Genomic DNA, 1,523 nt, shown 5'->3' with positions numbered 1-1,523 from the left:
CTGATAATCATATAAAAGGCACCTCCTGAATTATCGAGGAGGTTCAAACTTCCTGATATGCTTTTAAGAGTCCAATCTTCTAAGCTCAGGAGGTGCCTTATGAAACTGTACTGCGGAATCGATCTTCATTCAAGCAACAGCTATTTGGCAATCGTTGATGCAGCCGGGAAACGCGTCTTTAAGGAGAAGTCGCCCAATGACATGGCGACAATCCTCCGGGCGCTCGAACCGTACCGTAAGAAGCTTGCCGGCATTGTCGTCGAATCGACCTACAACTGGTACTGGCTCGTCGATGGGCTGATGGCCGAAGGATACGCCGTACACCTGGCGAATCCTTCAGCCATCCAGAAATATACCGGCCTCAAGCATGCCGACGACAAGCACGACGCCTTCTGGTTGGCCGAGATGCTGAGACTGGACATCCTGCCGACAGGCTACATCTATCCGAAGGATGAACGGCCTATCCGCGACCTGCTCAGAAAACGAGGTCATCTGGTGTCGCTGAGATCGTCCTTAATGATCAGTCTTCAGAACATCATCACCAGAAATTGCGGCATGAAGATGAAGACCAACGACATACGGCGCCTGCGCGAAGACCGTGTCTATCCGCTCCTGGCCGATAACGAGGATTTGGCTCTTGCCGGTCAGGTGAGCAAGGACTCCATCGACTTCCTGACCCGGCAGATCCGGACCATCGAGACGTTCATCGAGAAGAAGCTCGAACTCACGGAGGCCTACAAGAATCTCCTGACCATGCCCGGCATCGGCAAGATCCTTGGGTTGACCATCATGCTGGAAACCGGACCGGTTATGCGCTTCGAGACGGTCGGTAACTACGCCTCATATTGCCGGGCTGTTTCTTCCCAATGGACCAGCAACGGCAAGTCCAAGGGCAAGGGTAACAAGAAGAACGGCAACAAGTACCTTTCCTGGGCCTTCTCGGAAGCGGCGGAATTTGCCCGGCGTTACGACGACAAGGCCAGGGCCTATTACAACCGCAAGCTGAGGAAGAGCAACTTCATGGTCGCCCACGCGGCATTGGCGCACAAACTGGCGCGAGCAGCGTACTACATCATGCGGGACCAGGCGGTTTTCATACCGGAGAAGATCTTCACTTAGGAACTGGCTGGAGCGGTGAACCCGCATTGGGGTTGGCAAAACCACTAGGTCTGATTGGCAACCGCTCCACCCAGTGTTTAATACCGGTTATCGACGTCTTTACTGCCCATGCCGTGAGCCACCAAGGGGCTGGTTAACAACCACGAGACCTGAAACAACCAATTGGACACGGCCTGGAATCGAAGGTTTTCTGGTCCGCGAAACGCGGAACGGGCTGTTGAACTTCCCTTTCTTCAACAACGGCCTTGATCCTGATGGGTGACTGGTGCAGCAAAGGCTGACATCGAAAAGAATGAAATAACGGCAATGGTAACGATGTCGGTAACTATCAACAAGGCCGGGAAAACCTTTTTTCTAGCAGTGAGGAAGTTTGTGCCGTTGACAGCAGCCTTTTAATGGGTGAC

General features: G+C 53.2%; 1 protein-coding gene. It reads left to right on the top strand.

Going from position 1 to position 1,523, the window contains the following annotated elements:
- The first annotated feature begins 99 nt into the window (after window positions 1-99).
- A complete protein-coding gene (locus F6V25_RS16870) occupies window positions 100-1,119 on the top strand; it encodes an IS110 family RNA-guided transposase (protein WP_151129762.1) in 1,020 nt (339 codons plus the stop codon).
- Window positions 1,120-1,523 lie beyond the last annotated feature (404 nt).

The organism is Oryzomonas japonica (assembly GCF_008802365.1).
Classification (GTDB): Bacteria; Desulfobacterota; Desulfuromonadia; order Geobacterales; family Pseudopelobacteraceae; genus Oryzomonas; species Oryzomonas japonica.
Note: the sequence above shows the minus strand (reverse complement) of the source record. Positions and strands in the feature narration are given on the sequence as shown.